Origin of the sequence: Arthrobacter sp. Bi26 (genome assembly GCF_918697925.1) — a bacterium.
In the GTDB taxonomy this organism is placed as follows: domain Bacteria; phylum Actinomycetota; class Actinomycetes; order Actinomycetales; family Micrococcaceae; genus Arthrobacter.
In genome coordinates this window covers 1-14,963 of the sequence record NZ_CAKKMF010000056.1, presented here as the reverse complement: position 1 = coordinate 14,963, position 14,963 = coordinate 1, and the positions used below count along the sequence as shown (strand labels likewise).

Sequence of the window (14,963 nt, the reverse complement as noted above, 5' to 3'; positions counted from 1 at the left end):
ACGGCCAGCCATACTGAGAAAATGCCGACCAGCGCTATCCGCACCCGCGGCGCCCGAGTCACCGACCTGGCCAGGCTGGCCCTTGCCTGGGCTGCTTCGACTGCAGCCCTCATTATCACCGGCGCCCTGCTGCCAGGGTTCTCAGCAACCAGTTGGTGGGCCTACGCCGCAGTGGCAGCAGTGGCGGGCATCGTCGGTCTGGTGCTCCGCCCCGCGCTGGTGGAGATCTCCGCCCGGGTGGGCTGGCTGGCGGTGCTTCTCACCGCTTTGATCGGGCAGGCCCTGATCATGTACGTCGCCATCCGCCTGGTGCCCGGCATCGAGTCGACGGCATGGACCGCACTTGCCGCGACCTGGGTCAGTGCCGTCGTGGGCACGCTCATCTCGTGGGCCACCACGGCCGGGACTGATGACGGACTCATCACCTCGCTGGCCGGAAGGGCACGCCGGCAGGAAACGGTGACGGATCCGGAAGTTGACGGCGTCCTGTTCGTGCAACTCGACGGCGTCCCCTTCCCGGTACTGCAGTGGGCGGTCCAATCCGGGGCAGTACCCCATATCCGGCGCTGGCTGACATCGGGGGATTACCAGTTCCGTGAATGGACTCCGCAGCTGCCGTGCACCACGCCAGCCAGCCAGCTGGGCATTCTGCACGGGACCGTCGACGGGATCCCCGCCTTCCGGTGGTATGACCGTGAGCTCAAACGGGTCCTGGTGGCCAACCGTCCGGCAGACGCCCGGGTGATCGAGGAAAGGCACAGCACCGGCCAAGGCCTGCTCTGCGACGACGGCGTCTCCATTTCGAATCTGTTCACCGGTGACGCGCCCCGATCGCTATTGACGATGAGCCGGGTGGAGGTCCGGCGCGGTTCCACCCAAACCCGTCGTGCGTTCGCGTGGTTTTTCGCTTCGCCGAACGGATTCATGCGCAGCTTCACGCGGACAGTCGCGGAGATCCTCAAGGAGCGTTGGCAGGCCCGGAGACAGGTCAAGCGTGACCTCAACCCGCGTGTGCATCGAGACTGGACCTTCGCCCTGCTGCGAGCCGTCACCAACGCTCTGCTGCGAGACCTGAACACGGCCTTGGTGGCGGAGGAGCTGCGTCGTGGCACGAAGGTCATCTATGTCGACTACGTCGACTACGACGAGATCGCCCACCATGCAGGCATGTTCCGGCCCGAATCCCTCGCCGCCCTCGATGGCCTGGACCGCACGCTCGGATCCCTGGCCCAGCTCGCCGGGTCCGCCCCCCGCCGCTACCGGCTGGTGGTGCTCTCGGACCACGGCCAGTCCCAGGGCACCCCGTTCGCCGACCGGTATGGCCAGGCGCTCGGCGATCTGTGTGCGGAACTGATGAACGAACAGGTTCAGAACGTGGACGCGTCCGTCGAGGGGCTTGGGCGCGCGGACTCCATCGCCGGCGACATTGCGGCCGGCGGGATGACCGGGAAACTGGCCGGCCGTGCCGATAAGGTGCTGACCAAGGCGCAGCAGACGTCGGCTCCCGGCGACGCCGAGGATCCGGTGGTCGTGTTGGGTTCAGGCAACCTGGGCCTGGTCTACGTGCGGGGTGACCGGCGCTTGACTCTCCGAGCCCTCGAGAGCCAGTGGCCAGCCCTGATCCCGGGCCTGGCAGGCCATCCCGGTGTCGGGTTTGTCGCCGGCATTGATGACGACGGCCAGTCGTGGGCGATCGGAAGCGGTGGGCGCCTCAACCTCACCAGCGGCGCGGTGGAGGGCATCGATCCGTTGGCCGGCTTCGGCTCCCACGCGGCGCGGGTGCTCGCCCGGGCGATGATGCACCCCGAGGCACCGGATTTATATGTGAACAGCGCGGTCGATCCAGTGACCGACGACGTCTCAGCATTCGAAGGCCTCGTCGGATCCCACGGGGGCCTCGGCGGTTGGCAGGACCGCGCCATGCTGATCGGCCCGGCCGACCTCATGGCGGGGCTGCCCGAGCGGATCGAGGGTGCCGGAGAACTCCACCGGGTGCTGGTGGGGATGCTCGAGTCCTGCGGCCAACGAGCCACGACGGCATTCCACAATTGAGTGACTGGATTGAATGACTGGGCTGAGCGACTCACTCGGGCGCTACCCATGACTGGCCGGGAGCGAGGACCACTGCCGTGCAGCCAGGAGCCTGCTCCGCCACGGCCTCAGCAAACCGGTGCCCGGGCTGCTCAAACCAGCTCCGGGCAAAATGTGTGACGAACGGAGGGTGCAGCGTTCCCCAGTGCACCGGTACGGCGAATCGCGCGCCGCTCATCGCGACAGCCCGGGCGGCGCTCTCCGGAGACAGGTGTCCCGCCGAGAGCCTCGGTCCCCACCCCCAGACCGGCACCAGGGCGACATCGATGGGCCCTCCCGCCATGGCGGGGATCGCGGCCATCTCCGGATACAAACCCGTGTCACCGGCGATCCAGACGATGCCCGATCGGCCCCGAACGAGTTGGCCATTGGCGTCGTTGGGACGGTGCGGCATAGGGCGGCTGCGATGCTCGGCGGGCACCTGGCGAATCTCGACCCCGCCGCCTACCGGCGTCCAGCCGTCCCCCAAAGGAACCGTGTGCAGCAGCTTTCTGCGACGCAACCAGGCAATGTTCGCCGGAGCGCTCATCAGCGCTGCCCCGCGGAGCATGCGCAGGGAGCGCAGCTCGGCGTGGTCGTGGTGCAGGTGGGAGAGCAGCACCACGTCCGGTCGGCTCCACGACTCCGGGGCCGGCCGCGGTGCCAGGCGTCGCAACAGCCCGGCATGGGGACGAAGCAGCGGGTCGGTCAGGACCCGAACTCCGTCGAGATCCAGAACCACCGAGGAGTGACCAAGCCAGGTGATTCTCATGCCGGGCCGTCGCCCGTTGTCCAGGTCAGGTGTCGCGTCAGGCCAGGGCCTTTGCCTTCAGGGAATCAAACTCGGTCTGGTTGATAGCTCCGGAATCGAGCAGCGCCCTGGCATCGGCGATCTGGGCGGCGGGACTGGCCGACTTGCCTGCGACCTGCTGGATGTACTCCTGTTGGGCAGCCTGTTGCTGGGCCAGTGTCTTCATCTGCCGCTCGGCCATGCTGCGGCCCCGGGCGATCAGGTAGATGAGGGCGCCGAGCCAGGGTACGAAGATCAGCAGTATTACCCAGCCGGCTTTACCCCAGCCGCTGAGCTCGTGGTCGCCGAACAAGTCCATCAGGCAACGGAACCACACCATCAGCGCGGCGATCCAGATGAAGAACCAGAAACTCCACAGCAGGACGTCCCAGAAGCTATTCGTGTCCATCGATACTCCTCCAGTCGTGTCCGCCGGAGCCTGACCCAGCGCTTCGCGCATGAAACCGTCCGGGCCGGCGGAACATCTTGGGGCCTTAATGCAGACCTTAATGGCCAGCCTGCCCGCACCGGAGACGCAACGCATCGCCCGTGAAGGATGAGGTATCGCCGCAGGTCACGCTTTGGATACGAATAACGAATGCCTTGTGGGCACCAGGGCGGCTGAGATGGAGTGCTCCGGAGGTGGCTTAGAAGGAGTGCTCCGGGCCGGGGAACTGGCCCGAGCGCACGTCCTCGCCGTAAGCTTTCGCCGCGTCGCTGAGCGAGGTGCGCAGGTCCGCGTACTGCTTGACGAATTTCGCCATCTTTCCACCGCGCAGGCCCGCCATGTCCTGCCACACAAGGACCTGTCCCGTAGTGGCGCTGCCTGCGCCGATGCCGACGGTGGGGACCTCGACCGCGGCATCCACGGCGGCCGCCGTGGCGGCCGGGACCATTTCCATGAGCACGCAGAACGCGCCGGCGTCCGCCAGCGCGACGGCGTCGTCGATCAACCGCTGGGCGTCATCGCCGCGGCCCTGGACCCGGTAGCCGCCGAGGGCGTGCTCGCTCTGCGGGGTGAAGCCGATGTGCGCCATGACCGGGATCCCGGCCTGGACCATGGCGCGGACGGTCTCGGCGTAGAACTTTCCGCCTTCGATCTTGACCCCGTGGGCAAGGCCCTCTTTCAGGAACCGCACGCCGGTGGCGACCGCCTGCTGGGCGGAGACCTCGTAGCTGCCGAACGGCAGGTCCGCGACCACCAGAGCCCGCCGCGCGGAGCGGGCGACGGCCCGGCACAGCGGAAGGAGCTCGTCCACCGTCACGGGCAGGCTTGTCTCGTTGCCGAAGACGTTATTGGACGCCGAATCGCCCACCAGCAGCACCTCGATGCCTGCCTGGTCAAAAATCTCGGCGGTGTACTGGTCATAAGCGGTGAGCATGGCGAAGCGCTCACCGTTGACCTTGGCCTGGTACAGATGATGCGTGCGGATCCTGGCCGCCGGCTTCCGGGGCGCCTCCGCAGCCCCGCCAGTGCCGCCGCCGGCGCCACCCGTGGTTCCGGATGGGACGGCCGCTGAAGCCGCTGCCGGGCCGTTGCCGTAGGGGGCCGCAAGTTCTGCGGGCGTGCTGGAATCAGAGCTGTTAGGTGTGGCCATGCCACGAGCGTAATGCGATACGAAGTGCCGCAGCTACCGGGGAACGTCCCCGTTGGCAGTGAATCACGTCACAAGGGCGGTCCGCGTGACGGCGCAGCGCCGCCGTACGCCGCGAAATCCTCCGCCGTTGTGTTAACGGTGTGTTACGCGGGGGTCCGGCTTCAGCAATCGGAGGCAATGCTTAGTAAAGTGAACCGTGAGCAGCCGCAGGGCCCATGAAAGGCGGGCCTGGGGCGGATGGAAGAACCGGAAAGAGGCCAGTATGGACCGCCAGCAAGAGTTTGTCCTGCGGACGATCGAAGAGCGCGATGTGCGGTTTGTGCGCCTTTGGTTCACCGACGTCGTGGGATCGCTCAAGTCCGTGGCCCTGGCCCCGGCCGAGGTTGAAGGCGCGTTCGAGGAAGGGCTCGGATTCGACGGGTCATCGATCGAAGGCCTGGCCCGTGTCTTTGAATCCGACATGCTCGCCCAGCCGGATCCGGCCACGTTCCAGATCCTGCCGTGGCGCGGCGAGACCGAGGCCACCTCGCGGATGTTCTGCGACATCCTGACCCCCGACGGCGAACCCTCCGCCGCGGACCCGCGCAACGTCCTCAAGCGCACCCTGGCCAAGGCCGCGGACATGGGCTTCACCTGCTACACCCACCCCGAGATCGAGTTCTACCTGCTCAAGTCCCAGCAGCCGGGCCCCGACGGATCGCCGGTCCCCGTGGACGAGGGCGGCTATTTTGACCACGTCCCGGGCGGCGTGGCCCAGGACTTCCGCCGGACCGCCGTGACCATGCTCGAATCCGTCGGCATCTCCGTGGAATTCAGCCACCACGAGGCCGGGCCGGGCCAGAACGAGATCGACCTGCGCTACGCGGACGCGCTGCAGACCGCGGATAACATCATGACCTTCCGGACGGTCATCAAGGAGGTCGCGCTGCAGCAGGGCACGTACGCCACCTTCATGCCCAAGCCCTTCACAGCCCACCCGGGCTCCGGCATGCACACGCACTTCTCGCTCTTTGAAGGAGACACCAACGCCTTCTACGAGGCCGGTGCGGAGTTCCAGCTTTCCGAGACGGCGCGCCAGTTCATTGCCGGCATCCTCAAGCATGCCCCCGAATTCACGGCGGTGACCAACCAGTTCGTGAACTCGTACAAGCGGCTCTGGGGCGGGGGGGAAGCACCGAGCTACCTGAGCTGGGGCCACAACAACCGCTCCGCGCTGGTCCGGGTCCCGCTGTACAAGCCCGGCAAGGGCCAGTCCGCGCGGATCGAATACCGTGGCATCGACTCCGCCGCCAACCCCTACCTGGCCTATGCCGTGCTCCTCGGTGCCGGCCTGAAAGGCATCGAGGAGGGCTACCAGCTCCCCGCGGCGGCCGAGGACGACATCTGGTCACTGAGCTCGGCGGAACGCCGCGCCATGGGCCACGACCCGCTGCCGGCGAGCCTGCACGACGCGATCCGGACCATGGAGGATTCCGAACTCATGCCGCAGATCCTCGGCGAGCAGGTGTTCGAGCACTTCCTGCGCAACAAGCGTGCAGAATGGCAGGACTACCGCCTCCAGGTGACGCCCTACGAGCTGCAACGCAATCTCGGCATTCTGTAGGCTGCCCCAATGAGCCTGGCACGACGCCTCATTGCCGCCGGCTTCAGTGATCTGGACAAGGGCGAGCGGTTCCTGGCGGCCCGGGAGCTGGAGGGGCTCGACCAGGATGCCCTGTTCGCGGGGCTGCAACTGGCGGCGAACCCGGACACGGCCCTGCAGTCCCTGGTGCGGCTGATCGAGAAGCACCCGGAGCTGCGCAAGCTTGCCGTCGCGGACCTGGAGAGCAGCGAACCGCTGTACCGGGTCCTGGGGGCCTCCGAGGCGCTGGGCGAGTTCCTCATCCGCCACCCCGAGCACCTCGACGCCTTCGAGGTCCGGGTCAGCCCGGAACCGCTGGCCGCAGACGCCGCGGCCCTGCGGTCCCGGCTGCTGCAGTCGGTGCGGGCCGACCCCAAATCTGCCCGGCCGGTGGCGGCCCTTAGCGGTCAGGAAGCCTACGCCGCCCTGCGGACCGCCTACCGGCGCGGGCTCGTGGAACTCGCCATCAAGGACCTGTGCGCGGCCGATCCGCTGGACTTCATGCCGGCCGCGGGAGCGGAACTGGCAGATCTCGCCGGAGCCGCCCTCGAGGCCGCCCTCGCCGTGTCCCGGGCCGAGGCAGCGGAGAAGTTCGACGCCGAGGAGGTGGCCGACGTCGGGCTCGCCGTAATCGGCATGGGCAAGTGCGGTGCCGGCGAACTGAACTACATATCCGACGTCGACGTCATCTACGTGATCGATTCCGGCGCGCTGGAAGACACCCTGGCCACTACCATCGGCACCGTCCTGGCTGCCGGGATCTCGCGGGCGATCATGTCCACGAGCCGCGAACCCGGGCTGTGGGAAGTGGATGCGAACCTCCGGCCCGAGGGCAAATCCGGGCCGCTGGTCCGGACCCTCGCCTCGCACGAAAGCTATTACGCGCGCTGGGCCGAGAGCTGGGAATTCCAGGCCCTCCTGAAGGCCCGGACGATTGCCGGCGACACCGCCCTGGGGGCCCGCTACGAGGCAGCCGTGACGCCCTTGATCTGGTCCTCTGCGGGACGGGACGGCTTTGTCGAATCCGTCCGCGCCATGCGCCGCCGCGTCACCGAACATATTCCAGCCGATGAGGAACAGCGGCAGATCAAACTGGGCCGCGGAGGACTGCGCGACGTCGAATTCACCGTCCAGCTGCTCCAGCTCGTGCACGGCAAGTCCGATGAATCGTTGCGCTGCCGGGACACCACCTCGGCCATCGCCGCGCTGTCCGCGGGCGGGTACATCGGCCGGTCGGACGCCGCGGAGTTCGACCGCGACTACCGCTACCTGCGCCTCCTCGAACACCGGATCCAGCTGTTCCAGCTGCGCCGGACCCACCTCATGCCGGTCAACGAGGCATCGTTGCGCTCCCTGGCCAAGGCTGTCCTGGGACCGTTCTCCGCCGAGCGGCCCAAGCCGGATGCCCTGGTCGCCGCCTGGCGAAAGACCAAGCGCTCTGTGCGGGAACTCCACGAACGTATTTTCTACCGCCCCCTGCTCAATACCGTCGCCACCCTGAGCAGCGAAGAGGCGCGCCTGACTCCGGAAGCCGCCCAAGGCCGCCTCGCGGCCCTCGGCTACCTCGATCCCCCCGGTGCGATGCGGCACATCGAGGCCCTCACCGCCGGCGTGAGCCGGCGCGCCGCACTCCAGCGCCAGCTCCTGCCCATTCTGCTGGACTGGCTCGCCGACGGCGTGGACCCCGACGCCGGGCTGCTCGCCTTCCGGCGCGTCAGCGAGGCCCTTGGCACGACGCACTGGTACCTGGGCATGCTCCGGGATTCGACGGTCGCGGCAGAGCGGCTCTGCCACGTGCTCGCCAACTCCCGGCTGATCGCGGACCTGCTGGAGGTTTCACCCGAGTCCGTGGCCTGGCTGGGCACGGACAAGGACCTGGTGCCGCTCAGCTTCGAATCCCAATGGCTTGAGATCACCTCGAAGATGTCCCGGCACGCGGACCCGGAGAGTGCCATGCGGCTGATCCGGCTGATCCGGCGCCGGGAAATCCTGCGGATCGCCATTGCGGACAGCGAGGGGCTGCTGGACCAGGACCAGGTGGGGGCAGCCCTCGCTGATACGGACCGGGCGGCCGTCCTGGGGGCGCTGCGCGTGGCGGAGACGATCATCACCGCCGAGGAACCGCTGAAGACGCACGTGCTGGTGGTCGCGATGGGCCGTCAGGGCGGCCGGGAGATCGGCTACGGCTCGGACGCCGACGTCATGTACGTCCACCGCGGACTCCCCGGCGTGCCGGAAGAGGAGGCACAGGCGCAGGCCCTGCAGATAGTGGGCAAGCTCTCCAGCCTGCTGACCCAGCCGCTCAAACCGGCGATTTTGGCCGAACGGGTGCTGGCGGTGGACGCTGACCTGCGCCCCGAGGGCAAGAGCGGGCCCATGGTGCGGTCCCTGGAGTCCTATGCCGAGTACTACCGCCGGTGGTCCCTTGTCTGGGAGGCCCAGGCGCTGCTGCGGGCGCGTCCCATGGCCGGCGACGATGCCCTGGCCGAGGATTTTGTGGCCCTGATCGATACCATCCGGTACCCGGAGTCGTTGTCTGACCAGGACGTGCGGGAGGTCCGGCGGGTCAAGGCCAGGGTCGAGGCGGAGCGCCTGCCGCGCGGGGCCGATCCCGCCCGGCACCTGAAGCTCGGCAGGGGCGGGCTGAGCGACGTCGAATGGCTGGCCCAGCTGCTCCAGCTCCGGCACGCCGGCAAACATCCGCAGCTGCGGACCACGTCCACCGTGGAGGCGCTCGAGGCGGCGGCGGCCCTGGATCTGATCGACGCGGGGGACACCGTAATCCTCCTCCGCGCCTGGCGGCTGGCGAGCCGGATCCGTTCGGCCAATGTCATCTGGACCGGCCGGTCCTCGGACCTGCTGCCCTCCTCCCGCCGCGACCTTGAGGCCGTGGCCCGCTGGTGCGGCTATGGACAGGGCAACGCGGCGGCGCTGGAAGAGGACTACCTCCGGTTGAGCCGCCGCGCCCGGGCAGTTTTCGAGCGGGTCTTCTACGGCCAGTAGCGCTTGCTGGCTGGCACGCGGCTACTGAAACTCCCTACTGACACGATTGCAGTGCGGTGCTACCTTGGGCGGATGGCCAGGCAACTGTTTGTGAACCTTCCCGTCCGGAATCTCGATAAGACCGTTGAGTTCTTCACAGCGCTGGGATTCTCCTTCAACCCCGACTTCACTGATGAGAACGCCACCTGCATGATCGTCAATGACGACGCGTACGTGATGTTGCTCGTCGAGTCCTACTTCAAGACCTTCACCTCGAAGTCCGTCGGCGCTACGGCTGACACCGCCGAGGTCATCATGTCCTTCTCGCTTGAGAGCCGCGAAGCCGTGGACGACGTCATCCGTACCGCCCTGACCTCCGGCGGCACGGCATCGGAGGAGGCCCAGGACTACGGCTTCATGTACACGCACAGCTTCCAGGACCCGGACGGCCACCTCTGGGAAGTCTTCTGGATGGATCCGGCCGGCCCGCCTAAGGACGCTGCGCTGTAGCTGTTTTGCGCGTGGCGGCAGGCGCCGCCTGCGCGGGTACGCTGTCTACATGTCTGGACATGTGTGGCTGCTGCCCTTGAAGAACCTCGACGACGACGCCCGGGCCATCAAACTTGGGGAGATCGCGCTGCTGGAGCTCGGCGAGGGGCAGCTGAAGTTCGTCGGCGAGCCGCTGCGGATGATGCTGATCGCGCTTGAGGAAGAGTCCCGGCATCCGTTCGCCGTGGATGAGAACGGCACCGCCGTCGGAGTCCTCACCCTCCAGGCCGGAGCGGCGCGCCTCGCCGGCTGGCCTGACGACGACTCCGCCTGGCTGCTGCGGGGCTTCCTGATCGACCGGCGTCAGCAGGGCAAGGGCCTCGGCGCCCTCGCCGCGGAGGCCTCAGTGCGGGAGGCCGCCAAACTGACGGCGGGCCTGGGCAGCGGCCAGGCCGGCGTCGTACTCTCCGTCAACGAACTGAACCCGGGCGGCCTGGCCGCTTACCGCAAGGCCGGTTTCGAGGACCGCGGCCGCTACGAAGGCGGCGACGCCGGCCCGCAACGCATTATGTACCGGGCATTCTGACCATCTGGAGTCCGCTCCAGCCGGTGTGTCAACGTGCGTTGACGCCCTCCGCATCCGTCAACTAGGGTTGACGCAAGGAGGTGTGGCATGAAGACCTTGATTGGCTCGATGGACGGCAAAGGCCCGGCCGAGGCGCTGTGCGCCGTGGCGGAGCTCCATAAGGAACTGGCGCGCACAGAAACCGAGGTGGTGCTGCGTGCGCGGCAGGCCGGACTGTCGTGGGAGGCGATTGCGGTGTGCCTCGGTGTCAGCAAGCAGGCGGTGCACAAGAAGTACGGAAAGCGCTGAGGTGCGGAAGATTCAGAAAAAGGCCGGCCACGGGTGAAACCCGTGACCGGCCTTTTTGTTCGGAAGTCCTGAGAATTCCGGCCGGCTAGGCAGGGCCTAGCCGCATGATCTAGCTAGACGCCGTAGTAGAGCTCGAACTCGTACGGGTTCGGGCGCAGCGAGAGCGGACGGATCTCGTTCTCGTACTTGTACTCGATCCAGGTGTCGATCAGGTCCTGGGTGAAGACGCCGCCGGCCTGCAGGAACTCGTTGTCCTCGGCCAGTGCGTCCAGGGCCTCCTCCAGGGTGCCCGGAGCCTTGGGGATGTCCTTGGCTTCTTCGGCCGGGAGCTCGTAGAGGTCCTTGTCGATCGGAGCCGGGGGTTCGATCCGGTTGCGGATGCCGTCAATGCCGGCCATCAGCTGGGCGGCGAACGCCAGGTACGGGTTGGAGGAGGGGTCCGGTGCGCGGAACTCGATGCGCTTGGCCTTCGGGTTGGAGCCCGTGATCGGGATACGGATACCGGCGGAGCGGTTGCCCTGCGAGTAGACCATGTTGACCGGAGCTTCGAAGCCCTTGACCAGGCGGCGGTAGGAGTTCACCGTCGGGTTGGTGAAGGCCAGGACGGCGGAGGAGTGCTTCAGCAGGCCGCCGATGTACCAGCGGGCAGTGTCGGACAGGCCGGCGTAGCCCTTCTCGTCGTAGAACAGCGGCTCGCCGCCGGTCCACAGTGACTGGTGGCAGTGCATGCCCGAGCCGTTGTCACCGAAAACCGGCTTCGGCATGAAGGTCACAGACTTGCCCCAGGCGTCAGCGGTGTTCTTGATGACGTACTTGAACTTCTGCAGGTCATCAGCCGCGTGGGTCAGGGTGGTGAACTTGTAGTTGATCTCAGCCTGGCCGGCGGAGCCGACCTCGTGGTGGCTGCGCTCGACCTCAAGGCCGGCCTCGTCCAGGGCAACACACATGGCGTCGCGCAGGTCGGCCTGCTTGTCAGTGGGGGAGACCGGGAAGTAACCGCCCTTGACCGGGGTCTTGTAGCCGAGGTTTCCGCCCTCTTCCTCACGGCCGGAGTTCCAGTGCGCTTCCTCGGAGTCGATCTTGTAGAAGCTGCCCTGGGGCGAGGACTGGTACTGGACGTTGTCGAAGACGAAGAACTCGGCCTCGGGAGCGAAGAACGCGGTGTCGGCAATGCCGGTGGAAGCCAGGTAGGCCTCAGCCTTCTCGGCCACGCCGCGGGGATCGCGGTGGTACGGGTCACCGGTACGCGGGTTCACGATCGAGAAGTTCAGCGCAAGGGTCTTCTCCATGCGGAACGTGTCGATGAACGCCGTCGTGACGTCCGGGATGAGCTGCATGTCAGACTCGGCGATGCCCTGGAAGCCGCGGATCGAAGATCCGTCGAACAGCTGGCCGTTGACGAAGAAGTCTGCGTCAACGCTCTTGGCGGGCACGTTGAAGTGCTGCTGAACGCCAGGGAGATCGGTGAAGCGGATATCGACGAATTTGATGTCTTCGTCCTTGATGAACTTGAGGACTTCGTCCGCAGTCTTGAACATCTATGCTCCTTACGCATATGAAAAATCTGGCCGTCAGGCACATTGGTCCAGCGCAGTCCAACAGCGGGGAAGGCAAAAAAACTCCCCCGCTTCGCAGTCGCTAGCAACTGTTACCACCCTAAGGACATGGGATTTCCCCGCAGTGTCCGCATTGTTTCGGGGAGGTTACAGAATGCCCTGACACGTAAACGCTAGCCGCAGGTCCATACTGTGGCCTATACGGTCCACAGTGTGACACCCTACCGCCCACACTGTGGACATGCCAGAGCCGATAAGATTGGAGGGTGGTAGATCGCAAAGACATCGGTTCATGGCTCACCGGGCCGGACACATCCGGCATCTCCAGGTACCCGGGGGAGCGCCTAGGGCTGCCCGACGCCGGGTCAGGATCGATCGCCCGTGCCGGCCGGCGCATCCTGGCGATCTGCATTGACTGGGGCATCGCGCTGTTGATCAGCAATTTCGCCTTCGCCGGCGATTCCTGGGCCACCCTTGCCGTGTTTGCCATCGAGCAGATCCTGCTGATCGGCACCCTCGGCTACAGCATCGGCCACCGGATCGTGGGGATCCACGTGGTCCGGCTGGGCGGAGGCCCGGCAGGCCCGCTCGCGGCTCTGGTGCGCACTCTGCTGCTGTGCCTGGTTATCCCTGCCGTCATCTTCGACCCGGACCAGCGCGGCCTCCACGACAAGGCCATGAATACCGTGCTCGTCCGGATGTAGCTCCTGCCCGTGTCCGGCGGCGGTGCCAGGCCGTCAGGGCGCGGCGGTCCCTCGTCCGCTTGCCACGAACGGCCGCTAACGTCCCCGGATAGCGGCCATTTGCGTCAGATTGGCTCAGTGTTGGTGCCAGGGCGCGGCGGTCCCTCGTCCGTTTGCCACGAACGGCCGCTAACCTCCCCGTTTGGCGGCGGTTTGCCACGGATGGGCGCAGCGATGTTGTCAGGGCGCGGCGGTCCCTCGTCCGTTTGCCACGGACGGCCGCTAACCTCCCCGCAGAGCGGCCATTTGCGTCGGATGGGCGCAGCGATGTTGTCAGGGCGCGGCGGTCCCTCGTCCGTTTGCCACGGACGGCCGCTAACCTCCCCGTTTTGGCGCGGTTCGCCGCGGACGGCCGCTAACCTCCCCGCATGGTGGCCATATGCGTCAGAGGGGCGCAGCGATGGTGTCAGGGCGCGGCGGTCCCCTCGTCCGTTTGCCACGGACGGCCGCTAACGTCCCCGCAGAGCGGCCATTTGCGTCGGATGGGCGCAGCGATGGTGCCAGGGCGCGGCGGTCCCTCGTCCACTTGCCACGAACGGCCGCTAACCTCCCCGTTTGGCGGCGGTTTGCCACGAATGGCCGCTAACCTCCCCGCATAGCGGCCATCTGCGTCAGATTGGCGCAGTGTTGGTGCCAGGGCGCACAGAACCCGAGGTCCCGGGCAAAAACTAGACCCCCGCCGTCTCCTGGGCCGGCGTCGGCGCGGCCTCTCCGGCCTGCACCGCCAGGTGACCGCGGCGCCCGGCCCAACGTTCAAACCAGACGGTCGCTAAGGGGAAGACGGCGGACACGCCTGAGAGCAGGGCAACCCGGAACGGCCAGCGAAGCTTCGCCCACAGGCTCAAGGCCGCGACCGAATAGCCGATGAAGAACGCGCCGTGGATGGGACCGGCAATCTCCACGCCAAGTTCCGTCGTCTTGGTTACCCATTTGAGCACCATGCCGACCAGCAACGCGGTCCAGCTGAATGCTTCGGCGATCGCCAGCCCCCGGAAGATGCGGATCATGATGGCGGTCGGTGGGAATGTCATGCGGTTCTCCTGGTTCATGGACCCGTCAGGTAGATCTCGGGCGGTCATGGAAACGCCCCGGCTGGCGGATTGTGGCCGTGAACCGGGGCGTTTCTGCGTTACTGGCGTTTCTGCACTACTAATGGGCTGCGGGAAGGGCCTAGCGTCCGCGGGCCGCCTTGCGGTCCGGACGGGCCTTGTAGGGATCGATGCCCTTCGGGATGGGCAGACGGCCGCCGAGCGACGAAATGCGCTTGGACACGGCGCTGACCTCGGTCTTGGTCAGTTCGCCCTTGAGCTTGTTCATCTTCCTGGCGATCTGGCTGAGCGGCACCTGGCCTTCGCCGCGGCCGCTCTCGATCACGTGAATGGTGACGTTGGGGAGGATGCGTGCAAGACGCTTGCGCTCGGCGTCGACCAGCGGCTTGACCCGGTTGCTGGGGCCTTCGCTGACGAGCACGACGCCGGGACGGCCGATGGCGCGGAAGACGGCGTCCTGCGTGCGCGGGTTCACGGCGACGGGCTGGTCCTCGGTGATCCACCCGCGCTTGAGCGTGCCCAGTGCGGCGCCTGAAGCGCCCGGCTGGTCCTCGATCTGAGCGAACGCGGCGCGCTCGGCACGGCGGGACAGGATCAGTGTGGCGGCAAGGGCACCCAGAGCGATGCCGATGATCAGGCCGGTGATCCAGTTTTCGAGCAGGAAGCCGACCAGGAGGCTGACCGCAACAACACCGAGGAAAGCCAGCAACATCAGCCACGGAACCATGGGATCGTGGCGGCGCGTCATCTGGAAGACTTCGCCGATCTGCTTCAGCCGGCTCGGCTTCTTGGCCTTTGCTTCCTTGGGCTTGCGGGAGAAAAGTCCGCGCTTCGGAGCATCGGAAGCCGGGCTGGAGTTGCTGGGATCAGGGGAATTCGCCATAGTGCCTTAATTCTACGTGATGGACGGCCAAGGGCCGGCACCGGATGACTCCGGGGCCGGCCCTTGGCTGGAAGGGTCTGAGAACAGGATTCAGGAATGCGCCGCGAGCAGTGAGCTGGCTTCCTGGCGGGTGCTGCCGGAGCTTTCGATGTGGGCGAGTTCGGCCGGGATTTCCCAGCCTTTCTTGCGCATCGCGGTGGCCCAGAGCCGGCCGGCGCGGTAGGAGGAGCGCACCAGGGGCCCGGACATGACGCCGAGGAAGCCGATCTCGTCCGCTTCGTTTTGCAGGTCCACGAATTCCTGCGGCT

Annotated in this window: 13 protein-coding genes and 1 pseudogene; 7 read left to right on the top strand and 7 right to left on the bottom strand. The window is 66.8% G+C overall.

Going from position 1 to position 14,963, the window contains the following annotated elements:
- Nucleotides 1-21: 21 nt before the first annotated feature.
- A complete protein-coding gene (locus tag LQV16_RS15075; protein WP_229994715.1) occupies nucleotides 22-2,052 on the top strand; it encodes a phage holin family protein in 2,031 nt (676 codons plus the stop codon).
- A 31-nt stretch (nucleotides 2,053-2,083) separates the two neighbouring features.
- On the opposite strand, the gene LQV16_RS15070 is transcribed toward LQV16_RS15075, so the two are convergent.
- From LQV16_RS15070 to panB, 3 genes are all read right to left on the bottom strand, one after another.
- A complete protein-coding gene (locus LQV16_RS15070; RefSeq protein WP_229994714.1) occupies nucleotides 2,084-2,842 on the bottom strand; it encodes an MBL fold metallo-hydrolase in 759 nt (252 codons plus the stop codon).
- Between the two features lie 37 nt (nucleotides 2,843-2,879).
- Nucleotides 2,880-3,269: an SHOCT domain-containing protein gene (locus tag LQV16_RS15065; protein ID WP_229994713.1), complete on the bottom strand. Its 390-nt coding sequence runs from the start codon at nucleotides 3,267-3,269 to the stop codon at nucleotides 2,880-2,882.
- Nucleotides 3,270-3,507: 238 nt separating this feature from the next.
- On the bottom strand, nucleotides 3,508-4,458 hold the full coding sequence (panB, locus tag LQV16_RS15060) for a 3-methyl-2-oxobutanoate hydroxymethyltransferase (protein ID WP_229994712.1): 951 nt from the start codon (nucleotides 4,456-4,458) through the stop codon (nucleotides 3,508-3,510).
- Between the two features lie 262 nt (nucleotides 4,459-4,720).
- On the opposite strand from panB, the gene glnA (LQV16_RS15055) reads away from it, so the two are divergent.
- From glnA (LQV16_RS15055) to LQV16_RS15035, 5 genes are all read left to right on the top strand, one after another.
- Nucleotides 4,721-6,061, top strand: coding sequence for a type I glutamate--ammonia ligase (gene glnA, locus LQV16_RS15055; protein ID WP_120954845.1), 1,341 nt, complete (start codon nucleotides 4,721-4,723; stop codon nucleotides 6,059-6,061).
- Between the two features lie 9 nt (nucleotides 6,062-6,070).
- Nucleotides 6,071-9,082 carry a bifunctional [glutamine synthetase] adenylyltransferase/[glutamine synthetase]-adenylyl-L-tyrosine phosphorylase gene (locus tag LQV16_RS15050; protein WP_229994711.1) on the top strand — a complete coding sequence of 1,004 codons (3,012 nt, stop codon included), beginning with the start codon at nucleotides 6,071-6,073 and terminating at the stop codon, nucleotides 9,080-9,082.
- A 72-nt stretch (nucleotides 9,083-9,154) separates the two neighbouring features.
- Nucleotides 9,155-9,571, top strand: a complete 417-nt coding sequence (locus LQV16_RS15045) for a VOC family protein (protein WP_229994710.1) — start codon at nucleotides 9,155-9,157, stop codon at nucleotides 9,569-9,571.
- A gap of 49 nt (nucleotides 9,572-9,620) precedes the next feature.
- Entirely contained in the window at nucleotides 9,621-10,136 is a 516-nt protein-coding gene (locus LQV16_RS15040) for a GNAT family N-acetyltransferase (protein WP_229994709.1), read from the top strand.
- Between the two features lie 87 nt (nucleotides 10,137-10,223).
- The gene (locus tag LQV16_RS15035; RefSeq protein ID WP_229994708.1) at nucleotides 10,224-10,424 is read left to right on the top strand and encodes an AsnC family protein; all 201 of its coding nucleotides are present in this window, start codon (nucleotides 10,224-10,226) and stop codon (nucleotides 10,422-10,424) included.
- Between the two features lie 113 nt (nucleotides 10,425-10,537).
- On the opposite strand, the gene glnA (LQV16_RS15030) is transcribed toward LQV16_RS15035, so the two are convergent.
- Nucleotides 10,538-11,962, bottom strand: a complete 1,425-nt coding sequence (gene glnA / locus LQV16_RS15030) for a type I glutamate--ammonia ligase (protein WP_018772378.1) — start codon at nucleotides 11,960-11,962, stop codon at nucleotides 10,538-10,540.
- A gap of 284 nt (nucleotides 11,963-12,246) precedes the next feature.
- Here glnA (LQV16_RS15030) and LQV16_RS15025 point away from each other — a divergent pair, with 284 nt between their 5' ends.
- Nucleotides 12,247-12,684 (top strand): RDD family protein, encoded by a 438-nt coding sequence (locus tag LQV16_RS15025; protein ID WP_229994707.1) that lies wholly within the window; start codon nucleotides 12,247-12,249, stop codon nucleotides 12,682-12,684.
- Nucleotides 12,685-13,391: 707 nt separating this feature from the next.
- On the opposite strand, the gene LQV16_RS15020 is transcribed toward LQV16_RS15025, so the two are convergent.
- The 3 genes and pseudogenes from LQV16_RS15020 to LQV16_RS15010 all read right to left on the bottom strand — a co-directional run.
- The gene (locus LQV16_RS15020; protein WP_229994706.1) at nucleotides 13,392-13,754 is read right to left on the bottom strand and encodes a DUF3817 domain-containing protein; all 363 of its coding nucleotides are present in this window, start codon (nucleotides 13,752-13,754) and stop codon (nucleotides 13,392-13,394) included.
- 139 nt (nucleotides 13,755-13,893) lie between these two features.
- Nucleotides 13,894-14,655 (bottom strand): DUF4191 domain-containing protein, encoded by a 762-nt coding sequence (locus LQV16_RS15015; protein ID WP_229994705.1) that lies wholly within the window; start codon nucleotides 14,653-14,655, stop codon nucleotides 13,894-13,896.
- Between the two features lie 90 nt (nucleotides 14,656-14,745).
- Nucleotides 14,746-14,963, bottom strand: a pseudogene (locus LQV16_RS15010) (lipoyl synthase); the annotation flags it as partial.

Coding starts and splice junctions, on each gene's coding strand:
- panB (WP_229994712.1), bottom strand. CDS start 4,458: ATGGCCACACCTAACAGCTCTGATTCCAGCACGCCCGCAGAACTTGCG.
- LQV16_RS15015 (WP_229994705.1), bottom strand. CDS start 14,655: ATGGCGAATTCCCCTGATCCCAGCAACTCCAGCCCGGCTTCCGATGCT.
- LQV16_RS15050 (WP_229994711.1), top strand. CDS start 6,071: ATGAGCCTGGCACGACGCCTCATTGCCGCCGGCTTCAGTGATCTGGAC.
- glnA (WP_120954845.1), top strand. CDS start 4,721: ATGGACCGCCAGCAAGAGTTTGTCCTGCGGACGATCGAAGAGCGCGAT.
- LQV16_RS15040 (WP_229994709.1), top strand. CDS start 9,621: ATGTCTGGACATGTGTGGCTGCTGCCCTTGAAGAACCTCGACGACGAC.
- LQV16_RS15045 (WP_229994710.1), top strand. CDS start 9,155: ATGGCCAGGCAACTGTTTGTGAACCTTCCCGTCCGGAATCTCGATAAG.
- LQV16_RS15070 (WP_229994714.1), bottom strand. CDS start 2,842: ATGAGAATCACCTGGCTTGGTCACTCCTCGGTGGTTCTGGATCTCGAC.
- LQV16_RS15075 (WP_229994715.1), top strand. CDS start 22: ATGCCGACCAGCGCTATCCGCACCCGCGGCGCCCGAGTCACCGACCTG.
- LQV16_RS15020 (WP_229994706.1), bottom strand. CDS start 13,754: ATGACATTCCCACCGACCGCCATCATGATCCGCATCTTCCGGGGGCTG.
- LQV16_RS15035 (WP_229994708.1), top strand. CDS start 10,224: ATGAAGACCTTGATTGGCTCGATGGACGGCAAAGGCCCGGCCGAGGCG.
- LQV16_RS15065 (WP_229994713.1), bottom strand. CDS start 3,269: ATGGACACGAATAGCTTCTGGGACGTCCTGCTGTGGAGTTTCTGGTTC.
- glnA (WP_018772378.1), bottom strand. CDS start 11,962: ATGTTCAAGACTGCGGACGAAGTCCTCAAGTTCATCAAGGACGAAGAC.